The following is a 23,075-nucleotide window of genomic DNA, read 5'->3' as shown; positions in this document are numbered from 1 at the left end:
TCAATTTGCGATTCTGTACGGAGATCGGTTCATCAGGCCAACCTGGTGAAATCAAGGCCTGCCTGACGGCAGGCCGTTACCGGCCCGCACACAAAAAATCTGACACTTCCCTAATCAATCAGACAGGCTTCCTGCAACATTTTGTCTTGAACTGACAATGGCACCTTGGGCTACAATGCGGCGCTCTGATACGCCACTCACGCCCAGGCCACACGCCGTAATGATTACGCGCGCTGGGCGATGAACTCTTCCTGACATGGATTCGTTGGATGCTTTGCGCCGTACTGGTCTCCCCCTGCGCCCCTCGCTGGACGGCTGAATTGTCGTCTGCGGCCAGTGCTGCACACTTTCTGAAAACCCCGCACAACTTTGAATGCTGCCGCCAACCATTGGCTGCGGTACGCGGCTGTGCGCCCCACCGAAAATGGAGTGCTCCACTTGCGTAAGAAATTCGTCGCGTCCCTTCTGGCGGTCGCCATCGCCTCTACCACGGCCTGTGCACAGCTCGGGATCAGCAAAGAGCAAGCGGGCACCGTGATCGGTGGCCTGGCCGGTGTGGCCATCGGCTCGACCATGGGCAGTGGCAACGGCAAGATCGCCGCCGCGCTGATCGCAGGTGGCATTGGCGCCTACGTGGGCAATCGCATCGGCCACATGCTCGATGAAAAGGACCAGCAAGCCCTGGCGCTGCGTACGCAGGAAGTGCTGAGCCAGCAGCAAACCACTGCCAGTGCCCAGCCAGTGACCTGGAAGTCCGACCACTCCGGCGCCACCGCGCAGATCGTGCCGGGCAAGGAATACACCAAGACCAAGCAGGTCGAGGTCAAGCGCGCGCCGAAGATCCAGGCGGTGCCGTCGATGAAGCTGATCAACGAGCCGTATGTGACCATCAGCGACAACCTCAACGTGCGCGCCGCGCCTAACCAGGCTGGTGAGAAGGTCGGCAGCCTGAAGAACCACACCGAATTCACCGCCGTGGGCTCCACCGGTGACTGGATTCTGGTCGGCCGCAAGGGTGTGACCGTGGGCTATGTGCACAAGAACTACGTCGAGCCCAAGGCGCAAGCGGTTGCCAAGCGTGTAACGCCAGCCGTCAACCTGGACGAGCTGGACGTTGCCGCCAGCAAGGAAACCCAAGGCTTCGACCTGGACTCGGTGCAGTCGCTGCCAACCCAGACAGTTGCCGCCGAAGCGGCCTGCCGCCCGGTCACCGTCAGCCTGAAATCGCAAAGCGGCCAGACCGAACAAGAGCAGAACACCTTCTGCAAACAAGCCAACGGCACCTGGGAACTGATCTGAGGAACTCCATGAAAAAGCACGCGCTCGCGCTGGCTGTGATCGGCGCTTGTGGTCTGGTACCGCAGGCGTTCGCCCACGAGCTGGCCTTTTCCAAGAAAGACAACATCAAGGTCGAAGTGCCCGGGGATGCCACCACCTGGTGCAAACCCCAGGTCGACCTGACCATCACCCGCCCGGCCTGGGATAACCAGGAACTGCTGTCAGGCCTGCTGACCAAGCTGCCGTTCGTGTTCGCCAAGGACTGCTCGACTGCCAAGGTGAACTGGAAGGCGGTCGATGCCAAGGGCAACCTGTACGCCAGCGGCTCGGGCAATGCCAGCAACCTGGGGCTGGTAACTCTGGCTGCTGCGCCTGCCACTGCCGCCCCGGCGCCGGCTGCAGCAGTTGCCCCCGCTCCGGCACCTGCGCAGCCAGAAGCACCGGCTGCTGCTGCACCGACACCGGCACCTGCTCCGGCCCCGGCCCCAGCCCCAGCCCCTGCTGCTGCAGCGGCCCCGGCAGTGGTCGAAGCCGCACCTGCGCAGGCAAAACCCGCTCCGGCCCCCGCGCCCGCGCCAGCCGTAGCCGCAGAGCCAGCCCCAACCCCCGAAGCCCCGGCAGCAGCCCCTGTTGTGCCGCCCGCTCCGGCACCTGCCACAGCAGTCGCCGCAGCCCCCACTTCGGACTTCGGTCGCTCGGTGGTCCTGGAAAACCGCAACCTGATGCAGGTAACGGACGGCACCGGCTGCAAATGGGTGCTCAGTACCTCGATCATCGGCGATGGCGACACCCTGTCGTTCGGCACCACCCCGGCCATGCCGTGCCCGGCGTCCGGCTTTGGTGAAGGCAGCTTCGACAAGATCAGCTGGAAGGCTGTGGGTACCTACCGGGGTGATAACTGGACCCGCGTCTATGCTCACCCGAGTGGTTTGATCTTCAACAAGAACCTTGAGCCTGCGGTAAAGGACAAGGCCGTTTCTTATCTCACGCCGCAAGCTGACCAGGCCGCGTTCCTGGTCGGCGAGATCCCAGGCCGGCAGATGAAGGTGTACCTGACGTTCACCCGCTCCAGCTACGGCGTGCTCCGCCCGTTCGGCAGCGACCCTTACTACGTCGCGGTCACCCCGGACGAGTCGTTTGCCCTGGATGCGACCAAGTACAAGGAAGCTGCGCTGGAAATCTTCGACCTGATCAAGACCACCTCGCCGACCACCACCGATGTGGCCAACCTGTTCATCGTCAAAGACCTGTCGGCGATCTCGAACAACATCTGGGGCAACGACGCGCAGAAAATCACTCGCAACCGCATCGGCATCAACCGCCAAGGCCTGTTCTTCGATGTGCGCGACGGAGCCAACTGGGCGGTACAGCGCGAGCAGCAGCGTGTGCGTGAGCAGCGTCAGCGCCAACAGGAGCTGGCCCGCGTGCACACCCGTGTGCTGGAACGTTACCAGCAGTTGCAGGACGGCATGAGCGACTTCAAGGGGCGCGAAACCGAGGCGTTGGCGCAGATGGCCGGTATCAAGGTGCGCTTTGCTTCGCCACTGGAGCAGCAAAACCCTGCGACCTCGGCCAGCGTAGTGCCGATGATGGTGCACGTTACCGGCAAGAAAGGTGACTTCTACAGCATCGACTTCCCGAGCAACGGCCGCCTGGTTGCGGACGAGGAATACAGCGAAGGCTGGTACGTGACCCAGGTGGCCAACGCCACGCCGTACTACCCGCTGGACGACGGCCGCGCCGTGCCTACCTACCGTGCCTACAGCGCCGGTGAGCCGGAGGCCTGCAAACAGGACCACTGTGCCGACCGCGTGTCGTTCGGCGCCGTGCTGGCCAAGGAATTCCCCAACGCCGGTATCGATTTCAGCTGGACCCCCGAGGTCTCCCAACAGTACGTGAACGACTGGAACAACGCTTCCGCCATGGTCCAGTGAGGCAAACACCATGATCAAACAGATGAACAAGAAGCAGCTGCTGATTGGCGGTGTGGCCGCAGCGGTGCTGGTGCTCGGTGGTGGCTATGCGATGGTCGCCAGCTCGGGCAAGAAGGCTGCGCTGGCCTACTACGACGACTTCAAGGAGCGCTATTTCCTTGAGGATGTGCTGTCTGAGGGGGACATTTCCTACTCGGCGTTTTCCGGCAACCTGACGGTAGCCGACCCGGAGATCCGCGTGGCGGCGGCGCAGACCAATGGCGCCCAGCAGTTCATGCGCGGCCTGTCGGGCTTGATGGAGTCCGTACAGGGTGGTTCGGCTGAGGAAGGCCTGGCGGGCTGGGCCAAGTATCAGCTCAATGTCAGCCGCAATGTGGCCGGGGTGTACCTGAAGGCTGATGCGCTGAAGCTGGCCCATGACGGAGACAGCAAGGATGGCAGCATTCATATCCAGCTGCTGGGCATGCAGATGGGCAACCCCTACGTTGCCAGCAAGGGTGCCGAAGTCGTGCTGGTGGCGGATGTCAGCGACGAAGTCCAGCCACGTGCCGAGCTGGCCGCCAATGGTCGGGCCGCCCCGTCGAACTTCACCTGGGGCGCCAACATGGCGGTGCGCCAGCCAGTAACCGGCGCGTTTCTGGTCAGCAGTACCGGTGACTTTGGTACCACGGTCGACCTGGACTTCACCATCAAGCGCTCCAGTGATGGCGAAGGCTCGATGGCGTTCGTGGTCACCCACCGCAACGACGGCTCCAAGGTGGGGGAGATCGTGCGCAAGGCCGACTTCCAGTCGCTGCCGGAACTGGACGATGTCGAAACCCAGCTCAAGAGTGCCCTGAGCGCGATGCTGATTGGCGCGTACAGCCCGTACACCGGCCAGGCGGTGTTGGCTGAAGCGGTGAGCGGCTTTGCCCGCAAGGCCAAGGTCGAGAACTACTCGGTGAGCTACAGTGGCTTCAAATCGCTGAAAGAGGCTTTCAGCGATTACCAGCAGCAAGTCCCCAAGGCAAAGTTCGCAGCCTTCTGCCAGGAGGTTGGGCTGTCGTCGTGGAGCAGTGACTTTGGCGCCAAGGCCAAGAACCACAGCGACTCGGAGTGCGCCATCGGGCAGAAGCTGGTCGAAGACGGCAGTTTCGAAGAGCAGTACACCTTCAAGGAAGGCAAGAGCCTGTTTGCAGCGTTGTTCGTGAGCAAGGCGTATCAGCTGGAAACCAATTGATTGGGTAATGGCTGAGTGAACAAGCCCCCGGGAACCCTGAGTTGCCGGGGGCTTTTTTTGCTGTCAGGTGTGCCCGGACCCTGTCGGGCTTGGGATCAGCGCATCGCCGCCAGTTTGATGCCGAATCCCACCAGGCAAGCCCCCGCCAGCCGCTCGAACATATTGGCAATTCGCGGGTTGGCGCGCATGCGCTCGGCCAGTTGATGGGTCAGCACCACGGCAATCAGCCCATACAGGAAGGTCACCACCGCCACTGTCGCCGCCATGAAACCGAACGTCACCAGCCCTTGGTGCTTCACCGGGTCGACGAACAGCGGGAAAAACGCCATGTAGAACATGATCGCCTTGGGGTTGAGCAGGGTGATCATCATGGTCTGGCGCAGGTACTGGCCGTTGTCCATGCGGCAGGTGTGTGCTGCACCACCGGGTTTGCTCAGCAGCATGCGCAGGCCCAGGTAGGCCAGGTATGCAGCCCCCGCCCACTGCACCACATGAAAGGCGGCAGGGTAGGTGGCCAGCAGGGTGGCGACACCGGCTACCGCCAGCCACAGCAGCACCTGGTCACCCACGATCACGCCACAGGTCGCGGCCAGGCCTGCCTTGATACCGCCCTTGCCGGTGGCGGTGATCAGGGCGAAATTGCCCGGGCCGGGGATAGCCAGAAGAATAAGGAAGGCGATGACGAATGCGCCGTAGTCGGTGACGCCAAGCATGGTGAGTTCCTGTTGGGCATTGCGAAGGCAGTGCGCTGAACTATCGTCGCCAACGGCGCGCTTTTCAACCTGTTGTTGCACAGTTGCAAAGAACCTGTGCCAAGTGCGGCTTGGATCCAATGCCTGGAGTCTGTATGATTCCGCGGCCATCAGACGATGGTCGAAGATGATTCATTTAAAGGATTGAGTAATGAAAAAGCTGTTCAAGGCCACCGTAGCCGTTGCCGTCGTTTCGGGTGTTGCCCTGCTGTCGGGTTGCACTGGCCAGGTTTACAACCAACCGAAAAACTGCACCTACGACTACCTGTTCCACCCTTCGGTTTCCATCTCCAAGATCATCGGTGGCTGCGGCCCGATCGATAAACTGCCTCAGCAGCAGTAATCTTGGCGGTACCCTGATCGCGACGCTTGCGGCGTGATCCAAGGCCCCCGGTCATGCACATGGCCGGGGGTTTTTGTTTGTGACGTGACAAACTGCCGCTGGGGCAACCGGTCGCCTTGACGCTCCGGCCTGCAATTTGTTTGTGCTGGCATTTCAGATACAATCGGAAAAACGATTCAGCCTTGTCGGTCAATTCGACCAAAGGCCGAGCCGTTTTCTGGTTCTCTGGCTGCTGAACAATGATCAACAAAAAGCCTGCGCTGAAGAACACGCTTTACCGGGGCCAGCCACAGGCCCTCCCTCTGTTCTCCTGACTGGAATTGATCAATGTTCAAGAAAGCTGGCAAGACCTTGCTGGGTCTGGCGGTCGCTGCAAGCGTCATGCAAGCGCACGCTGCAGAAACCAAGAAAGTAGACGTGCTGCTGGTCGGCGGCGGCATCATGAGCTCCACCTTGGCCGTGTGGCTGCACGAGCTGGAGCCAAGCTGGTCGATGGAAATGGTCGAGCGCCTGGATGGCGTGGCCGAAGAAAGCTCCAACGGCTGGAACAACGCCGGTACCGGCCACTCCGCGCTGGCCGAGCTGAACTACACCCCGGAAGACAAGGACGGCAACGTCAACATCTCCAAGGCCATCGAAATCAACGAAGCCTTCCAGATTTCCCGCCAGTTCTGGTCGTGGCAGGTACGCCAGGGCGTGCTGAAGAACCCGCACTCGTTCATCAACACCACCCCGCACATGAGCTTCGTGTGGGGCGATGACAACATCAAGTTCCTCAAGAAACGCTACGACGCACTGCAGGCCAGCCCGCTGTTCCGTCCGATGCAGTACTCCGAGGACCACGCGCAGATCGCCAAGTGGGTCCCGCTGATGATGGAAGGCCGCGACCCGAACCAGAAGCTGGCCGTGACCTGGACACCGATCGGCACCGACGTCAACTTTGGCGAGATCACCCGCCAGTTCGTTGGCCACCTGCAGACCCAGAAAGGCTTCGAGCTGAAGCTGTCCAGCGAAGTGCAGGACATCACCCGCAACAAGGACGGCTCCTGGCACGTCGAGTACAAGAACCTGAAGGACGGTACCGAGTCGGCCACCGACGCCAAGTTCCTGTTCATCGGTGCCGGCGGCGGCGCGCTGAAGCTGCTGCAGAAGTCGGGCATCCCGGAAGCCAAGGAATACGCAGGCTTCCCGGTGGGTGGCTCGTTCCTGGTGACCGAGAACCCGACCGTTGCCATGCAGCACATGGCCAAGGCCTATGGCATTGCCTCGACCGGTGCGCCACCCATGTCGGTCCCGCACCTGGACACCCGCGTGCTGGACGGCAAGCGCGTCATCCTGTTTGGCCCGTTCGCTACCTTCTCGACCAAGTTCCTGAAGAACGGTTCTTACCTGGACCTGCTGAGCAGCACCACCACCCACAACGTGTGGCCGATGACCAAGGTGGGTATCGACCAGTATCCGCTGGTCGAGTACCTCGCTGGCCAGCTGATGCTGTCTGACGATGACCGCTTCGAAGCCCTGCGCACCTACTTCCCGAATGCCAAGAAGGAAGACTGGCGCCTGTGGCAGGCCGGCCAGCGTGTGCAGATCATCAAGCGTGATGCCGACAAGGGCGGCGTGCTGAAGCTGGGTACCGAAGTGGTGGCTTCCGAAGACCGCACCATCGCGGGTCTGCTGGGTGCCTCGCCAGGTGCTTCGACCGCTGCGCCGATCATGCTGAACGTGCTGGAAACCGTGTTCAAGGACAAGGTCGCTACGCCGGAGTGGCAGGCCAAGATCAAGGAAATCGTACCGAGCTACGGCACCAAGCTGAACGACTCGGCAGCGGCCACCCAGAAAGAGTGGAACTACACCGCTGAAGTGCTGCAACTGGGTAAACCGCCGGTGATCGACGCCAGCGTTGAATTCGGTGGCGCGGCAAGCAAGCCGGTTGAGAGCAAGCCTGAGAACGACATGGCGCTGTAACCGGCCATTGTCGTGAAAGAAAGCCACGGGGGAGACCTCGTGGCTTTTTTGTTGCCAAGCACAGCGAAACCCTCAGGCTTATCGCCATCCCTGGTAGGAGCGGGTTCACCCGCGAAGAGGCCTGCACAGGTATCACTGCTGGCGCAGGATGCACTCCAGCAGCCCGGGAAACCGCTTATCCAGCATCTCGCTACGCAGCGAATTCATATGGGTAGTCCCCACATTGCGGGTTTGCACCAGCCCTGCATCGCGCAACACACGGAAGTGGTGGGACATGCTCGACTTCGGCCGACCTCCATCCAGCTCGCCACAGCTGGCCTCGGCCACGCCGGCCAGGTGGCGGACGATTTCCAGGCGCACGGGGTCGCTGAGCGCATAGAGCAGGCGTTCAAGAATGAGGTCGTCGGGGTTGGGATGTTTATAGGCTCGCATGGTTGACATGATAACGGGGGTTTCATTAATTGCCATAGTTCGATTATGATCGAACAACAGTATTCAAATGAACCCGGAGTTTCCCATGTCCGCACTATTCGAACCCTACACCCTCAAAGACGTCACCCTGCGTAACCGGATTGCCATTCCGCCGATGTGCCAGTACATGGCCGAAGACGGCATGATCAACGACTGGCACCACGTTCACCTGGCCGGCTTGGCCCGTGGTGGTGCCGGCTTGCTGGTGGTCGAGGCCACTGCTGTGGCGCCGGAAGGGCGTATCACCCCCGGTTGCGCCGGTATCTGGAGCGATGCCCACGCTCAGGCGTTCGTACCGGTGGTGCAGGCCATCAAGGCTGCCGGTTCCGTGCCGGGTATCCAGATCGCCCACGCCGGGCGCAAGGCCAGCGCCAACCGCCCGTGGGAGGGTGATGACCACATTGCCGCCGACGACGCGCGCGGCTGGGAGACCATTGCCCCGTCTGCCATTGCCTTTGGCGCGCACCTGCCGAAAGTGCCACGCGAAATGACGCTGGACGATATCGCCCGGGTCAAGCAGGACTTCGTCGATGCCGCCCGCCGTGCGCGTGATGCCGGCTTCGAGTGGATAGAACTGCACTTTGCCCATGGCTACCTGGGCCAGAGCTTCTTCTCCGAGCACTCCAACAAGCGCACCGATGCCTACGGTGGCAGCTTCGAAAATCGCAGCCGCTTCCTGCTGGAAACACTGGCCGCCGTGCGCGAAGTGTGGCCGGAGAACCTGCCGCTGACCGCGCGCTTTGGTGTGTTGGAATACGATGGCCGCGATGAGCAGACCCTGGAAGAGTCGATCGAACTGGCCCGTCGCTTCAAGGCCGGTGGGCTCGACCTGCTGAGCGTGAGTGTCGGCTTCACCATTCCCGACACCCACATCCCCTGGGGGCCAGCGTTCATGGGGCCGATTGCCGAGCGCGTGCGCCGCGAAGCGAAGCTGCCCGTGACGTCGGCGTGGGGCTTTGGTACGCCGCAGTTGGCGGAGGCCGCATTGCAGGCCAACCAGCTGGATCTGGTTTCGGTAGGGCGCGCGCACCTGGCCGACCCGCACTGGGCTTACTTTGCGGCCAAGGAGCTGGGGGTGGAAAAAGCGTCCTGGACCTTGCCGGCGCCTTATGCGCACTGGCTCGAGCGTTACCGCTGAGGCTTGGAGGGGCTGCTTTGCAGCCCATTCGCGGGCAAGCCTGCACCCACAGAGACACCGCAGGTTTCAGATACTGCACCCTCTCTGTGGGAGTGGGCTTGCCCGCGAATGTGCCGGTAGAGGCTAAAACCGGTCCAGTCGGTATGCGCCCATCTCAGGCCCACCAGCCTGCTCAGCCAACCGCCCCACCCATTCCGCCGTCACCGCCGCCTGGGTCAACCCCAGGTGCTGATGGCCAAACGCCAACAGCACCCGCCCATCGCACACCCTGTCGATCACGGGCAATGAGTCCGGTAACGAAGGCCTGAAACCCATCCACGGCGTTGCCCCTTCGACGCTCAAGTCGTGCCGGAACAAGCCCTTGCTCAACCGGTGCAACTGCCACGCCCGCTGCATGCTCGGCGGTGCCTGCAGCCCGGCAAACTCCACTGTGCCCGCCAGGCGCAAGCCTTCGGCCATGGGCGTCATGATGAATTTGCGCTCAAGCGAGGTGACTGCAAACGGCAGGCGCTGGTGCTCACCCGGCAACATCAGGTGGTAGCCGCGTTCGGTATCCAGCGGCACCCGCGTGCCTGTCAGCGCGGCGGTCAGTTTCGCAGAATGGGCGCCACAGCTGACAAGCACCTGGCGGGCATTGAGCATGCCTTGGTCGCTGGCAAGGCTCACGCCGGCACTGTGCAACTGCCCGCCATCGACCTGTGCCTGGACAAAGCGCACCCCACTGGCCTTGGCCGCTTCGAACAATTCGCACACCACCCGATAAGGGTCGATGAAGTGCCCGGTGCGCGGGAAGAACAGCCCGCCCAACAGTGACGGGCTGAGTTGCGGCGCCGCTTCGCGCACGGTTTCGGCCGACCAGAAGTCCACCGGCACCGCCTGCTGTTGCAGGCGTGTGCGCAACGCCTCCAACGCCTGGCGTGACTCAGGCTTCTCGAACACCAGCAACGAACCATCCTCTTGAAACAACTCGCTGCGCCCGATCGAGCCCAACAGCCGTTGCCAGGCGCCCAGACTGCCTTCGTTCAACGTGCGGATGCCCGCCACGCTGCGCTGGAACGGCGCCGGGCGCAGGTTGAGCAGCAGCCGGGTGAACCACGGCATGGCCTTGGGCAGGTATTTCCAGTCCAGGCGCAGCGGGCCCATCGGGTCGAGCAGCATGCGAGGCAGGCGCTTGAGGATCGACAGGTCGGCAATCGGGAACACTTGCTCGGTTGCCAGGTGCCCGGCATTGCCGAAGGACGCGCCAAGGCCGGGTGCCTGGCGGTCGACCAGGGTTACCCGACGGCCCTGGCGGGCCAGTTGCAAGGCACAGGCGACGCCGACGATGCCTGCGCCGACCACGGCAATATCGGTTTCAGCGGTTTCGAGCATGCTCAGCCTTCCCGTTTGCCGTCTAGCAGGCGCCGCAGCTGCAGCGGGTTGCCGTGTTTCAATGCCTGCGGCAGCAGCGCATCGGGGAAGTCCTGATAGCAAACCGGGCGCAGGAAACGCAGGATCGCCGCGGTGCCCACCGAGGTGGTGCGGGCATCGGAAGTGGCCGGGAACGGCCCGCCGTGGACCATGGCATCGCACACCTCGACGCCGGTCGGCCAGCCATTGACCAGAATGCGCCCGGCCTTGCGCTCAAGGGTGGGGAGCAGGGCGCGAGCGCTGTCGATGTCGGCCTCGTCCAGTTGCAGGGTGGCGGTCAGCTGACCTTCCAGGTGTTCGGCTACCTGGCGGACCTGCTCATCGTCGGTGCAGGCAACGACCAGCGACGCTGCACCGAACACTTCAGCCTGCAACGCCGGGTCGGCGAGAAACGCTTCGGCCTGGGTCACGAACAACTGTGCCTGGCACTGGTTGGGGCCCTGATTGGTTTGGCCACTGGCGATGGTTTGGGCACAGGGGTTGTCTGCCAGGGCTGCGATACCGGCCTGGTAGGCACTGAAAATGCCGGGGGTGAGCATGGTTTGGGCGGGGGCCTGCTGCACGTAACCGGCGGCTGCAGTGATGAACCGCTGCAGTGCCGGCCCCTGCCGGGCGATTACCAGGCCAGGGTTGGTGCAGAACTGGCCGGCGCCCTGGGTCAGCGAGGCGACGAAACCTTGTGCCAGTGCTTCGGCACGGGCTTGCAGGGCGGCGTCGAACAGGAACACCGGGTTGATCGAACTCATTTCGGCATACACCGGGATGGGCTCCGGGCGCGCCTGGGCGGCTTGGCACAGCGCCATGCCACCGCTGCGCGAGCCGGTGAAACCAACGGCCTTGATACGCGGGTCGCTGACCAGGGCAATGCCCACTTCGCGGCCCGAGCCATAAAGCAGCGAGAACACACCCTCCGGTAAGCCGCACTGCTTCACCGCTTGCGCCACCGCCTGGCCGACCAGCTCACTGGTGCCGGGGTGGGCACTGTGGGCCTTGACCACCACGGGGCAGCCAGCGGCCAATGCCGACGCGGTGTCACCACCGGCCACCGAGAAGGCCAGCGGGAAATTGCTGGCGCCGAACACGGCGACTGGCCCCAGGGCCACCTGGCGCTGGCGCAGATCAGCGCGGGGGAGGGGCTGGCGCTCAGGCAGGGCGCTGTCGACCCGCACGTCCAGCCATTCGCCGGCCCGCACTGTACGGGCAAAGGTGCGTAGCTGGGTGCAGGTACGGCCACGCTCGCCCTGAATGCGCGCCTTGGGCAGGCCGGTTTCGGCCACGGCGCGGTCGATCAGGGCATCGCCGAGGGCCTCGATCTGTGTGGCGATGGCTTCAAGGAAGTCTGCTCGTTGTTCGAGCGAGGTTTCGCGGTAGGCGTCGAATGCCGCCCAGGCCAGCGCGCAGGCCTGGGCCACGTGTTCGCCGGTGCCGCCGAGGTAGGCCGGCTCCAACGTCTGACCGGTGGCTGGGTCGATGGCACGGATGGCGTCGCGGCTGCCGGTTACCGGCCTCTGGCCGATCAGCAGGTTGCCTGTGAGGGGCATGTAGCCTCCTTGGATATCTAATGCAGATGCATGGGGGGGATTACGACCCCTGTAGGAGCGGTTTCACCCGCGAACACCGGCGAAGCCGGTGCCATGCACCGGGTCGCCTGATTCGCGGGCACGCCCGCTCCCACAGCGGGAGCAGTGGCTGCTCAGGCGATGTTCTGCTCAGCCGACCAGCTGGCGTACCAGCTGCGGAACAGCGCGTACTGCTGTTCGGCATAGTTGCGCTGAGCGTCGGTCAGTACGTCGGTCTCGTTGAAGTGCAGGCTGTACTCGGTGTCGCCGTTGAGCACCATCAAGTGCTTGTAATACAACACCAGGTCGCAGCCTTCATCGAACGACGACAGCACCGCCAGCGCCGCTTCCAGCTCGCGCGCCAGGCGGCGGGCACGGGCGTCGCCTTTGGCGGCCTGTTTGCTCAGGCTCACCAGTTGCAGCACTTCGCGCGGCAGCGCGTTGCCGATGCCGGTGATGGCGCCGGTGGCGTTGCAGTTGACGAAGCCATGCACCACCTGGGTGTCGACACCGACCATCAGGGTGACATCGTCATCCTTGGAGGTGATGTGCTCGGCGGCGTAGCGCAGGTCGGCGCCACCGCCGAACTCCTTGAAACCGATCAGGTTGGGGAACGCGCTACGCAGTTCGAAGAACAGGTCGGCGCGGGTGGCAAAACCGTAGTAGGGGCTGTTGTAGATCACCGCCGGCAGCTTCGGCGCGGCAGCCAAGATGGCCGAGAAGTGATGCTTCTGGGCGATCAGCGAGGCGCCGCGGCTGAGCACGCGAGGGATGACCATCAGGCCGGCGGCACCGACCTTGGCGGCGTGGGCGGCATGCGACACTGCCTCACGGGTGTTGACTGCGCCCGTGCCGACGATGGTCGGGATACCGGCCGCCACCAGGCGCGCCACGCCTTCCTGGCGCTCGGCCTCGGTCAGCAGCGGCCAGTCACCCATCGAGCCGCAGTACACCACCGCGCTCATGCCGGCTTCGATCAGTTCGCGGCCCTTGCGCACCAAGGCGTCGAAGTCCGGCTTGCGCTCGGCGGTGCATGGGGTCATCAGGGCGGGCATGGTGCCGGTGAAAATGTTGTTGGTCATTGTTGTTACTCCTGGCGAAATTGGGTTTGGTCAAAAAGCCGGGGGCTCAGATGCCCCAGGCGAACGGGTCCTGTTCGTCGATCAGCAGGGTGCTGTCGGCGGTCATGTGGGCACGGCCGGTGATGAACGGTCGAATACGCTCGCCGTCGCGCTCGTAACGGCCGTGAAACTGGCTGCCGGTGATGCTGGCCTGCACCCAGGTCTGGCCTTCGGCAAGCGTGCCGTCGGCGGCCAGGCAGGCCAGCTTGGCGCTGGTGCCTGTGCCGCACGGCGAGCGGTCGTAGGCCTTGCCGGGGCACATCACGAAGTTGCGGCTGTCGGCGTTGGGGTCGTCGGCGAACAGCTCGACATGGTCGATGGGCGCGCCGTTTTCGCCGGTGATGCCTTGGGCTTCGAGCGCCTTGAGCATGGCCCAGGTGTACTCGTTCAACACCTCGCGGTTATCCAGCTCGATGCGCTGGCCGTGTTCGGCAACGAGGAAGAACCAGTTGCCGCCCCAGGCGATGTCGCCGTGCACCACGCCATGGCCGGGCACATTCACCGCCACATGCTGGCGGTAGCGGTAGGAGGGCACGTTGGCGACGGTGATGGCGCCGTCTTCATGCAGGGTGGCGCTGACCTGGCCGACCGGGGTGTCGATCTTGTGCACACCCGGTGCGATCAGGCCCAGGTGCTGTAGCGAGGCGACCAGGCCGATGGTGCCGTGACCGCACATGTTCAGGTAGCCGGCGTTGTTGAAGAAGATCACCCCGCAAGTAGCGTCGGCCGATACCGGCGGGCAGTACAGCGCGCCGACCAGCACATCGTTGCCGCGTGGCTCCAGCAGGCAGGCGCGGCGCCACCGGTCGTGCAGCTCGCGCAGTTCGTCGCGCTGTTCGGCCATGCTGCGGCCGTGCAGTTGCGGAAAGCCCTTCATCACCAGGCGGGTTGGTTCGCCGCCAGTGTGGGAGTCGATGACGTGAATCTGTTTCATGGGCTTGTCCCTTGCGTAAAAGATCAGGAAGCGACGGCAGCAGGGCGGCCGGTATAGGTTTCAGCGCAGGCTTCGCTTTCGTCCTCGCCTTCCAGGCGCACCAGGTGGGCAGGCACGCCAGTGGCCGCGCCCCAGTAGTAGATGCCCAGCGCGCAGGCCGCCACGACCACGGTGTCGAATGGGTGGCCGATGACGCCCAAGCCGCCGAAGCTGCCCAGCCACGACAGCAGGATGGTCACCGCGTAGAAGCCGATCAGCCAGGCCGACGAGCGAACTTGCTGGGCCAGCGACAGGTGCTGGGTGGGTACGAAACGGCTGCACAGCAGGTACAGCACGAACATCACGATCTGCAGGGCCAGCAGCCACGACACGGTGTTCCAGCCCGACCAGTACACGATCAGCGCGGCGATGATGAACGACAGCGGGCCGAGCACAGCCATGCCCTTGACCCGGAACGGGCGCGGCATGTGGGGTGCATTGCGGCGCAGGGCGGCAACACTGACCGGGGCCACGGCGTAGCTCAGTACCAGAGCGGCGGATACCACGTTGATCAGCGCTTCCCACGATGGGAAGGGCAGGGTCCAGAACACCGACAGGCCAAATGTCAGCCACAGGGCCGGGCGCGGGATGCCGGACTCTGCATCGATGCGGGTGAAGTACTTGAAGAAGGTGCCGGTCTGCGCCCAGCCATAGATCACGCGCGGGGTGGCGTTCATGTAGATGTTGCCGCAGCCGCTTGGCGAGATCACAGCGTCGGCCACCACCAGGTAGGCCAGCCAGCCCACACCCAGCGCCAGGGCGATGTCACGGTAGGGTAGGGCCAGTTCCTTGGTCACGCTGGCCCAGCCGTTGGCCAACATTTCGGTCGGCACGCTGCCGAGGAAGGCCAGTTGCAGCAAGGCGTAGATCGCGGTGGACAGCAACACCGAAAGAATCAGCGCAATCGGGATGGTGCGCTGCGGGTTCTTGACCTCGCTGGCCACCGAAATGATCGGCGTCAGGCCCAGGTAGGCGAAGATGATGCCGCCGGCGGATACGGCCATTTCCACCCCGGACAGGCCGAACGGGGCAAAGCCCTGGACCTCGAAGTTTTCTGGCTTGAAGAAGGTGAACAGCACGCCGATCACCAGCAGCGGCACGATGAACTTGAACACGCTGACCAGGTTGTTGGCCTTGGCGAAGGTTTTCACGCTGCGGTAGTTGAGGAAGAAGAACAGCCCCAACAGGGCGAACTGCACCAGCCAGCCGAGCACGGTTGGGTCGCTGGAGCCGGCCTTGGTCAGCCCCGGGAACCAGGCGGCGGCGTATTGGCGTGAGGCGACCACTTCGATGGCGATCAGGCTGGAAAAGGCGATCAGGGTGATGAAACCCATCAGGTAGCCGAGCAGTGGGCCGTGCGAGTAAACCGGGTAGCGCACCACGCCGCCGGCACGTGGCAGGGCGGCGCCCAGCTCGCAGTAGACGATACCCAGCAGCAGCACGGCGAACCCGCCGAGAAACCAGGAGAGGATGCCGGCAGGGCCGGCGATGGCCGACACGTGGCTGGCGGCGAACAGCCAGCCGGAGCCGAAAATGGCCCCTAGGCCGATGAAGGTGAGGTCCAGCAGTGATAACTGTTTTTTGAATTTGCCTGACATGGGGTCGCCTTTTTGTTGGTTATTGGATAGGCAGGTCTGATGTCACGAGATGCGGCTTTTTGGGCCGCGCTCTTGTAGGACTTGGGCGGCTTGCGTGGGGCATAGAGTGAACCGGTCGGGGCGGCGGTTCTTGATGGTTTTCTGCAAGGGGGATGACGAAATCGGCACAGTTGCAGAAAAACAGTGGTAAGGCCCAAAGCGGGGGGATAGGCTCAAAGCCATACCGGATAAGGGTTTGAGAGATGCAGTGCTAGTGCCGACCCTTTCGCGGGTGAACCCGCGCCCACAGGTACCGCACAGGATTCGAAATCTGTGGGGGCCCTGTAGGAGCGGGTTCACCCGCGAAGAGGCCGGCCCAGCCAGCAGAGAACCGACAGATGACCGACACCCCCCTGGCAACCCTCTACCAGTCTCTCGACCAGCACCGCCCCGCCACCCTCGAGGCCCTGCTCGCCGGCGTATCGCTGTTGCTGCCGATGCTCGACGCCATCCCCAACGCCGCGATCTTCATCAAGGATTCTGCCGCCCGCTATGCGTTGGCCAACAACACACTGGTCCAGCGCTGTGGCCTCAAGCACCTGCAACCGCTGCTGGGCAAGACCAGCGCCGAGGTGTTTCCGGCACAGTTTGGCCCCGGCTATACCGAGCAGGATCGACGTGTTCTCAAGGAAGGCCTGGTGCTGGAGGACCAGTTGGAGCTGCACCTCTACGGCAGCCGTGAGCCCGGCTGGTGCCTGACCCACAAACGCCCGCTGTACAACCCTGCCGGCGAAATCATCGGCCTGGTCGGCATCTCGGTCGACTTGCAGTCAGCCGCCGACAGCCACCCCGCCTATCAACGCCTGGCCGCAGTGGACGAGCACATTCGCCAGCATTTTCACCAGCCGATCAGCATGGGCGAGCTGACCCGCATCGCCGGTATTTCCGTGGCCCAGCTGGAGCGCTATTGCAAGCGGGTGTTCCACCTCACGCCCCGGCAGATGATCCACAAGGCGCGCCTGGAGCATGCCCATCGCCTGCTGCATTCGGAGCTGCCGATCACTGAAGTGGCGATGCGCTGCGGCTACACTGACCACAGCGCTTTCAGCCGCCAGTTCAAGCAACTGACCGGCTTTACGCCACGCCAGTATCGCCAGGCTACCGCCGATCAGGTGGCCTGAAACAGCCCCCAGGCCTCGGCAAAGCATTGCTCCGCAATCGCCGAGCGCGGCTCGCTGCGGCGCAGCAGCAGGCCGACCGGGCTGTGGATGGCGGCGTCGGCCACCGGTACGATGCGCAGGTGCTCGCTGAGGTCTTCCAGGCCGCAGTCCAGTGGCATGATCGCGCAGCATAGGCCGGTGTTGATGGCCTGGATAAGCTGGAAGCTCGAGTCGCTCTCAAGCACCGCATTGGGCTCCAGGCCACGGCTGCGGAAGCTCAGGTCCAGCGACTGGCGGTAGTGCATGCCTTTGCTCAGCAGCCCCAGCGGAATATCGCCAAGCTCGTCCCAGCGCAGCCGGTCGCTGGCGAACTGAAAGTGCCGTGTATCGTGCAGCAGGCCCATGGTGGTGGTGCCGAGTTCGATCACTTCGAAGAAGCTGGTGTTGACCTGGTCCAGGTAGCAGATACCCAGGTCGAGCTGGTTGCGGCTGAGGCCGTCGATGACCTGTTCCGAACTCAGCGAGCTGAGCTGAAAGTGCAGTTCGGGGTATTTTTCGCGCAGGGGCAGCAGCAGGTGCATGGGGTTGAAACTGGCCAGCGGCACCGTGCCCAGGCGCAGGCTGCCGACCACCTGGCCACGGCAACTGGCAGCCTCGGCCTGCAGGCCGTCATGGGCGGCGAGCAGGGTACGGGCCCAGGCCAGGATGCGCTCGCCGGCCTCGGTGAAACCTTCGAAGCGCTGGCCCCGCTTGACCAGCACCAGGTCCAGTTCGTCTTCCAGGTTGCGCAGGCGCATGGACAGCGTCGGTTGGGTGATATGGCACAGCGCCGCCGCCTGGCCGAAGTGGCGGGTCTGGTCGAGGGCGATGAGGAACTTGAGCTGCTTGATGTCCATGGAAGTGCCTGGCGTCTGGTTATGCAGACCTTAACCCACGTCTGCGATAGATGTCATTGATCGGCCGGTACGTCATATCGATTGGACGCCTCTGGGGGTATGCCTCTAGCGTGGTGAAAATACCCTTCAAGGAGCTTCACCGTGCGCGTCCAACTTGATGCGGTCTTCGTACCGCTGAACATCGCCGTGCTGACTGTCAGCGACACCCGTACCTACGACAACGATACTTCCGGCGCGCTGCTGGCCAACCGCTCGGTCGAGGTCGGTCACCGGCTGGTGGCGCGAGCGCTGCTCAAGGACGACCTGTACAAGATCCGCGCTCAGGTGGCCAGCTGGATTGCCGATGAACAGGTGCAGGTGGTGCTGATCACCGGCGGGACCGGCTTTACCGGGCGCGACAGCACACCCGAAGCGGTCGAGTGCCTTCTGGACAAGCGTATCGATGGGTTTGGCGAGTTGTTCCGGGCATTGTCGATTCTCGATATTGGCAGCTCGACCGTGCAGAGCCGGGCGTTGGCCGGGTTGTCCAACCGTACGTTGGTGTGCTGCCTGCCGGGCTCGACCGGGGCCTGCCGCACCGCCTGGGAAGGGATTCTGGCCGAGCAGCTGGATGCACGGCACCGGCCCTGCAACTTCGTCAAACACCTGTTGCCGATGTAGGCGCGGGTTTACCCGCGAAGAGGCCAGAACAGGCAACCACCCACGGTCAGCTCAACACATACCCCACCGGCAACAAGGCGGGAGGTAGCTGCTGCTCCCCCAGCCCGGCCAGCACATCGCGCTCCACAGTCCGTACCATGGCATCGGTCGGCAGATCGTTCTCATCGCGCCCGAACGGGTCTTCCAGCTCGTTGCCGATCGCATCCAGCCCGAAGAACGTGTACCCCACGATGGTGGTGAACAGCGGTGCCAGCCAGCCCAGTGGCTCGGCCAGGGCAAACGGCAGCAGCAGGCAGAAAATGTAGATAGTACGGTGCAGCAGCAGCGTGTAGGGGAACGGCAAGGGTGTGCCCTTGATCCGCTCACAGGTGGCCTGCACTTCGGTCAGGCCCACCAGGCGCTGCTCCAGCAGGTTGTAGCGCCATTCGCTGATCTGTTGCTGTGCGGCCAACCGTGAACAGTGTTCGCCGATTTCACGCAGGATGCCGTCGCACACATTGTGCGGGCTGATCGCATCGGCCCTGGCCAGCCACGGCCTGGCAGCTGCCCGCTCGTCCTCGTTACGCAGCCGGGCATTGAGTGCATGGGCGAAACCACACAGGTTGCGCAGCAGTTCGGCGCGCAGTGTTTCGTCGGTAATCGCCACGCTTTCCCGCACGAACGAGCGGGTTTCGATAATCAGTTTGCCCCAGGCCTTGCGCCCCTCCCACCAACGGTCGTAGCACGCATTGTTTCGAAAGCTCATGAAGATCGACAGCGACAGGCCCAGCAAGGTGAACGGCGTGGCGCTGACCGGGTAGAAATACGCCGGATAATGCCGCTCGACCAGCACGATCAGCGCGGCCAGCAGTGTCACCATCAGGCAACGCAGGGCAATGCGTTTGACGATCGACCCCTTGAGGGTGAACAACACGCGCAACACATCGGTGGAGGGTGGGACGATCATGGAAGTCCAGAGACGGCTGCTCAGCCGCCGGTCATATTCATGAAGCGCAGGATCTGCACATCGCCACCGACTTCGAAATGATGGCGATAGGGCTTGAGGTGCAGCGAGTCGCGAATGGCCTTTTCCAGGCGTTCGGGGTTGCCAGGGTGGGCGCGCAGCACGTGCTTGAGGTCTACCGAGTGTTCGTTGCCCAGGCACAGCAGCAGGCGGCCTTCGACGGTAAGGCGCACGCGGTTGCAGGTGGCGCAGAAGTTGTGGCTGTGCGGGGAAATGAAGCCGACCCGGGTGTTCGCGGCTTCGGCCAGGCGCCAGTAGCGGGCCGGCCCCATGGACGACTCGGTCGATTCGACCAGCGTGAACTGCTCGGCCAGGCGTGCCCGTACTTCATCGCTGGAGCAGAACGATTCGCCACGTTCATGCTCGCTTATCACCCCCAGCGGCATTTCCTCGATGAAGGTGATGTCCAGCTCGCGTTCGATGGCAAAGCGCACCAGATCGACCAGTTCATGGTCGTTGCGGCCTTTGAGTACCACGCAGTTGAGCTTGGTGCGTTTGAAACCGGCCTGGCGTGCGGCGTCGATGCCGGCGATTACCTGGGCTAGTTCGCCGGTGCGGGTCAGCTGCTTGAAACGGTCGGCATCCAGGCTATCCAGGCTGATGTTCAGGCGTGTCACCCCGGCGTCGAACAGCGGCTGAGCCAGGCGCCCGAGTTGCGAGCCGTTGCTGGTCAGGCACAGCTCGCGCAGGCCGGGCAGGGCGGCGATGCGCCCGCACAGGTCGACGATGCCCTGGCGTACCAGTGGCTCGCCACCCGTCAGGCGGATCTTTCGAGTGCCCAGCGCGACGAAGCGTTCGGCCACCTGGAACAGTTCTTCGAGGCTGAGGATTTGCTGGCGCGGCAGAAACTGCATGTCTTCGGCCATGCAGTACACGCAACGGAAGTCACAGCGGTCGGTGACCGACATCCGCAGGTAGTCGATTTTCCGGTTGAAGCCGTCGATCAGGGCCCGGCTGTTCTGTTCCACGTTCGCACTCGAATGGGTTGGGACATGACTCCAAGCTATAACCTGGCCGCAAGGCCGTCAAATTGCTTTGCCTGACCGGTTGATCGATGGCCTCTATCGCCTTGGACAGCCTCTGGCAGCCATGATCGAAACCGCTTATCACGCCGTAAGATCTTTCGATTGGACGCCCCTTCCCACGCTCCATAGGCTGGAAAAAAGCATCGAAGCGTGAGGATTCATCGCATGAGCCAGGACGAACACATCAGGGACTACAAGGGCGCCGCTGCCGGCTGGGGGGCGCTCAAAAGCGTGACCAAGAGCTGGCTGGGCAGCGACAACGCCTTCAAGAACCTGCGGGCCATGCTCAAGACCAACCAGAACGGCGGCTTCGACTGCCCCGGCTGTGCCTGGGGCGAGTCGCCGGAAAGCGACATGGTCAAGTTCTGCGAAAACGGCGCCAAGGCGGTCAACTGGGAAGCCACCGGCCGCTCGGTCGACCCGGCTTTCTTCGCCAAATACAGCGTCAGCGCGCTGAAGGAGCAGACCGACTACTGGCTTGAATACCAGGGCCGCCTCACCCACCCGATGCGCTACGACGCCGCCACCGACCACTATGTCGAAACCACCTGGCAGGAGGCCTTCGAGCTGGTCGCCAGGCACCTGCGTGCGCTGCAGTCGCCGGATGAAGCCGAATTCTACACCTCGGGCCGGGCCAGCAACGAAGCGGCGTTCCTTTACCAGCTGTTCGTGCGTGCCTACGGCACCAACAACTTCCCGGATTGCTCGAACATGTGCCACGAAGCCAGCGGCGCGGGCATGTCGGAAACCCTCGGGGTGGGCAAGGGCACCGTGGTGTTCCACGATCTGGAGCTGGCCGACGCGATATTCGTCATCGGGCAGAACCCCGGCACCAACCACCCGCGCATGCTCGAACCCCTGCGCGAAGCGGTCAAGCGTGGCGCCCAGGTCGTCTGCTTCAACCCGCTGAAAGAGCGTGGCCTTGAGCGCTTCCAGCACCCGCAGCACCCGTTCGAAATGCTCAGCAACGGCTCCGAGCCGACCTCCAGCGCCTACTTCCGCCCGGCCTTGGGTGGGGACATGGCGGCAATGCGCGGTATTGCCAAGTACTTGTTGCAATGGGAGCGCGAGGCGCAGGCCAAGGGCGAGCCGGCGGTGTTCGACCATGCCTTCATCGCCGAGCACACCAGCGGCGTCGACGATTACCTGGCGGCGGTGGACGCCACGTCCTGGGAGCACATCGTCAAACAGTCGGGCTTGACCTTGGCCGAGATCGAGCTGGCCGCCCGCATGTACCGCAAGGCCGAGCGGGTCATCATGTGCTGGGCCATGGGCGTCACCCAGCACCGCCATTCGGTGCCGACCGTGCAGGAAATCGTCAACCTGCAGCTGCTGCGTGGCAACGTCGGCAAGCCCGGCGCAGGCCTGTCGCCGGTGCGTGGCCACAGTAACGTGCAGGGTGACCGTACCATGGGCATTGACGAGAAACCCTCGGCAGCGCTACTCGATGCCATCGAACAACGTTTCCAGTTCAGTGTGCCGCGTACCCATGGGCACAACGCAGTGTTGGCGATCAAGGCTATGGAAGAGGGGCGGGCCAAGGTGTTCATCGGCCTGGGCGGCAACTTTGCCCAAGCCACCCCGGACACCGCGCGCACCCACGCGGCGCTGCAGAACTGCGCGTTGACCGTGCAGATTTCCACCAAGCTCAACCGCTCGCACCTGGTCACCGGCCGCGATGCGCTGATCCTGCCGTGCCTGGGCCGTACCGAAATCGACCTGCAGGCCGAAGGGCCGCAAGGTGTGACCGTGGAGGACACCTTCAGCATGGTGCACATCTCCCACGGCCAGTTGCGCCCGCGCTCGCCGCATATGCGCTCGGAACCGTGGATCATTGCCGGCATGGCCAAGGCCACGCTGGGCAACCAGCCGATCGACTGGGAGCACGCGGTGGCCGATTACAACCGCATTCGCGACATGATCGCTGACGTGATTCCGGGCTTTACCGGTTTCAATGAACGCTTGAACAGCCCCGGCGGGTTCCACCTTGGCAACAATGCCGCCGATCGCAACTTCCGCACGGCCACGGGCAAAGCCCGCTTCATGCCCCACGCGCTGCCCGAGGAACTGGTCAACGCCAAGGTACTGGCCCGTGGTGACAAGCCCGACCTGATTTTGCAGACCCTGCGTTCGCACGACCAGTACAACACCACCCTGTATGGCCTGGACGACCGTTACCGTGGGGTGTTCGGCCTGCGTGAGGTGGTGTTCGTCAATGAGGCGGACATCCGTCGCCTGGGCTTCGAACCGGGTGAGCAGGTAGACCTTGTGTCGTTGTGGGAGGATGGCGTGGAGCGGCGGGTGTCCGGGTTCCGCCTGGTGGCGTATGACGTGCCCGAGGGGCAGGCGGCGGCGTATTACCCGGAAACCAACCCGTTGGTACCGCTGGAAAGTTATGGTGAGGGGACCTATACCCCGACCTCGAAATTCGTGGCAATCAAGGTCGTGAAAGCCAAGGCGGGGAACCGCATTGCGGCGGTGCTGGCCTCGGATTGATGGGGTGCCTGTGCTGGCCTCTTCGCGGGTGAACCCGCTCCTACGGGACCCCACAGCGCTTGAGGTTGAGGTGATCCTGTGAGGTTGCCCGCGAA

The 23,075-nt window shown here is 63.5% G+C and carries 19 protein-coding genes; 9 read left to right on the top strand and 10 right to left on the bottom strand.

From position 1 onward, the window contains the following. The first annotated feature begins 438 nt into the window (after positions 1 to 438). Genes I8746_RS23610 through I8746_RS23600 form a run of 3 tightly spaced genes read left to right on the top strand, consistent with a single transcriptional unit; the run spans position 439 to position 4,431 of the window. The gene (locus tag I8746_RS23610; protein WP_003254727.1) at positions 439 to 1,299 is read left to right on the top strand and encodes an SH3 domain-containing protein; all 861 of its coding nucleotides are present in this window, start codon (positions 439 to 441) and stop codon (positions 1,297 to 1,299) included. 8 nt (positions 1,300 to 1,307) lie between these two features. Next, positions 1,308 to 3,212, top strand: a complete 1,905-nt coding sequence (locus tag I8746_RS23605) for a hypothetical protein (RefSeq protein ID WP_221101111.1) — start codon at positions 1,308 to 1,310, stop codon at positions 3,210 to 3,212. 10 nt (positions 3,213 to 3,222) lie between these two features. Continuing rightward, positions 3,223 to 4,431, top strand: a complete 1,209-nt coding sequence (locus I8746_RS23600; RefSeq protein ID WP_221101110.1) for a hypothetical protein — start codon at positions 3,223 to 3,225, stop codon at positions 4,429 to 4,431. A 95-nt stretch (positions 4,432 to 4,526) separates the two neighbouring features. On the opposite strand, the gene I8746_RS23595 is transcribed toward I8746_RS23600, so the two are convergent. Next, positions 4,527 to 5,144, bottom strand: a complete 618-nt coding sequence (locus I8746_RS23595; RefSeq protein WP_104960974.1) for a LysE family transporter — start codon at positions 5,142 to 5,144, stop codon at positions 4,527 to 4,529. A gap of 190 nt (positions 5,145 to 5,334) precedes the next feature. Here I8746_RS23595 and I8746_RS23590 point away from each other — a divergent pair, with 190 nt between their 5' ends. After that, a complete protein-coding gene (locus I8746_RS23590; protein WP_003254720.1) occupies positions 5,335 to 5,526 on the top strand; it encodes a YhfL family protein in 192 nt (63 codons plus the stop codon). 327 nt (positions 5,527 to 5,853) lie between these two features. Beyond that, the gene (gene mqo, locus I8746_RS23585; RefSeq protein WP_003254718.1) at positions 5,854 to 7,491 is read left to right on the top strand and encodes a malate dehydrogenase (quinone); all 1,638 of its coding nucleotides are present in this window, start codon (positions 5,854 to 5,856) and stop codon (positions 7,489 to 7,491) included. Between the two features lie 132 nt (positions 7,492 to 7,623). Here mqo and I8746_RS23580 read toward each other — a convergent pair whose 3' ends face one another. Next, positions 7,624 to 7,959: a helix-turn-helix transcriptional regulator gene (locus tag I8746_RS23580; protein ID WP_221101109.1), complete on the bottom strand. Its 336-nt coding sequence runs from the start codon at positions 7,957 to 7,959 to the stop codon at positions 7,624 to 7,626. Between the two features lie 49 nt (positions 7,960 to 8,008). On the opposite strand from I8746_RS23580, the gene xenA reads away from it, so the two are divergent. Beyond that, a complete protein-coding gene (gene xenA / locus I8746_RS23575) occupies positions 8,009 to 9,100 on the top strand; it encodes a xenobiotic reductase XenA (RefSeq protein ID WP_012051488.1) in 1,092 nt (363 codons plus the stop codon). Positions 9,101 to 9,223: 123 nt separating this feature from the next. Here xenA and I8746_RS23570 read toward each other — a convergent pair whose 3' ends face one another. The 5 genes from I8746_RS23570 to I8746_RS23550 form a co-directional block, all read right to left on the bottom strand. Next, entirely contained in the window at positions 9,224 to 10,471 is a 1,248-nt protein-coding gene (locus tag I8746_RS23570) for an FAD-binding oxidoreductase (RefSeq protein WP_221101108.1), read from the bottom strand. A 2-nt stretch (positions 10,472 to 10,473) separates the two neighbouring features. Further along, positions 10,474 to 12,051: an aldehyde dehydrogenase (NADP(+)) gene (locus I8746_RS23565; RefSeq protein WP_221101107.1), complete on the bottom strand. Its 1,578-nt coding sequence runs from the start codon at positions 12,049 to 12,051 to the stop codon at positions 10,474 to 10,476. A gap of 152 nt (positions 12,052 to 12,203) precedes the next feature. Continuing rightward, positions 12,204 to 13,151, bottom strand: coding sequence for a dihydrodipicolinate synthase family protein (locus tag I8746_RS23560; RefSeq protein ID WP_003254709.1), 948 nt, complete (start codon positions 13,149 to 13,151; stop codon positions 12,204 to 12,206). A gap of 46 nt (positions 13,152 to 13,197) precedes the next feature. Further along, positions 13,198 to 14,124, bottom strand: a complete 927-nt coding sequence (locus tag I8746_RS23555) for a 4-hydroxyproline epimerase (protein WP_221101106.1) — start codon at positions 14,122 to 14,124, stop codon at positions 13,198 to 13,200. Between the two features lie 23 nt (positions 14,125 to 14,147). After that, positions 14,148 to 15,761 carry an APC family permease gene (locus tag I8746_RS23550; RefSeq protein ID WP_100774589.1) on the bottom strand — a complete coding sequence of 538 codons (1,614 nt, stop codon included), beginning with the start codon at positions 15,759 to 15,761 and terminating at the stop codon, positions 14,148 to 14,150. Between the two features lie 377 nt (positions 15,762 to 16,138). Here I8746_RS23550 and I8746_RS23545 point away from each other — a divergent pair, with 377 nt between their 5' ends. Continuing rightward, positions 16,139 to 16,921 (top strand): AraC family transcriptional regulator, encoded by a 783-nt coding sequence (locus I8746_RS23545; protein WP_012051493.1) that lies wholly within the window; start codon positions 16,139 to 16,141, stop codon positions 16,919 to 16,921. Here I8746_RS23545 and I8746_RS23540 read toward each other — a convergent pair. Continuing rightward, on the bottom strand, positions 16,909 to 17,796 hold the full coding sequence (locus I8746_RS23540; protein ID WP_221101105.1) for a LysR family transcriptional regulator: 888 nt from the start codon (positions 17,794 to 17,796) through the stop codon (positions 16,909 to 16,911). The two genes, I8746_RS23545 and I8746_RS23540, sit on opposite strands and share 13 nt — an antisense overlap. A gap of 141 nt (positions 17,797 to 17,937) precedes the next feature. Between I8746_RS23540 and moaB the strand changes: the two genes are divergently transcribed. Then, positions 17,938 to 18,456, top strand: a complete 519-nt coding sequence (moaB, locus tag I8746_RS23535) for a molybdenum cofactor biosynthesis protein B (RefSeq protein ID WP_003254698.1) — start codon at positions 17,938 to 17,940, stop codon at positions 18,454 to 18,456. A gap of 46 nt (positions 18,457 to 18,502) precedes the next feature. Here moaB and I8746_RS23530 read toward each other — a convergent pair whose 3' ends face one another. Next, on the bottom strand, positions 18,503 to 19,402 hold the full coding sequence (locus I8746_RS23530; RefSeq protein ID WP_014860696.1) for a bestrophin family protein: 900 nt from the start codon (positions 19,400 to 19,402) through the stop codon (positions 18,503 to 18,505). A 20-nt stretch (positions 19,403 to 19,422) separates the two neighbouring features. Further along, positions 19,423 to 20,427 carry a GTP 3',8-cyclase MoaA gene (gene moaA, locus I8746_RS23525; protein ID WP_221101104.1) on the bottom strand — a complete coding sequence of 335 codons (1,005 nt, stop codon included), beginning with the start codon at positions 20,425 to 20,427 and terminating at the stop codon, positions 19,423 to 19,425. Positions 20,428 to 20,649: 222 nt separating this feature from the next. On the opposite strand from moaA, the gene I8746_RS23520 reads away from it, so the two are divergent. Beyond that, positions 20,650 to 22,980 carry an FdhF/YdeP family oxidoreductase gene (locus tag I8746_RS23520; protein ID WP_014860695.1) on the top strand — a complete coding sequence of 777 codons (2,331 nt, stop codon included), beginning with the start codon at positions 20,650 to 20,652 and terminating at the stop codon, positions 22,978 to 22,980. The last annotated feature ends 95 nt before the right edge of the window (positions 22,981 to 23,075 follow it).

It is taken from the genome of Pseudomonas sp. USTB-Z (genome assembly GCF_019691255.1).
GTDB classification, from domain to species: Bacteria; Pseudomonadota; Gammaproteobacteria; order Pseudomonadales; family Pseudomonadaceae; genus Aquipseudomonas; species Aquipseudomonas alloputida.
This window is presented reverse-complemented; position numbering and strand designations above follow the sequence as displayed.